The 558-nt window shown below is 45.7% G+C and carries 1 protein-coding gene; it reads left to right on the forward strand.

Annotated features, from left to right (window positions below; all coding sequences use genetic code 11):
• Positions 1 to 321: 321 nt before the first annotated feature.
• Positions 322 to 558, forward strand: a 237-nt coding sequence (locus tag R7Z49_RS26850) for a sporulation protein (protein ID WP_318112710.1), incomplete at its 3' end; no start/stop codon positions are given.

Genomic DNA, 558 nt, shown 5'->3' on the forward strand with positions numbered 1-558 from the left:
CGAACCTGACTGTAGTTGGGCGCATTCGATTACCTAACTGCCAGGCATATCCATTGCCGATGTAATGGCCTGATTCATTATGAGTTGAGCTTCAACTGCTTGAAGGGTGGCTCTTTTGGCTTTCGCCAGTCCAATAAATGAGTCAGGAATACCGATATGCATGCATATCATGTATAGGTTAGCACCCTTGTTATAATTGGTCGATAGTTGAGCAATTGAATTCTCTCGATTTTGTTATTTTGTCGCTCGGATCGACGCAAAAATTTGTTTTGATCCCATGATCAGCAGTAGTAGTATGAGATCTCGACAAAGGAGGTGCATATGTCATTTTTGAAGAAGACACTTGCGAGCTTTGGGATCGGCAGCGCTAAGGTAGATTCGATTCTAAATCAGGATGTGCTTTATCCCGGTCAAAGTGTGGATGTTTCTATTCACGTTTATGGTGGCGCGACAGAACAAGCGATCGATAATATCGATATGAAGCTTTGTTGCCGCTACATCGCAGAGGCTCCGGACGACCGTGGTGCGCGAGAAGGGCACAGCATGCGTCGAGTACCG

The sequence above is a fragment of the Vibrio sp. 1562 genome (assembly GCF_033340155.1).
GTDB lineage: Bacteria > Pseudomonadota > Gammaproteobacteria > Enterobacterales > Vibrionaceae > Vibrio > Vibrio alginolyticus.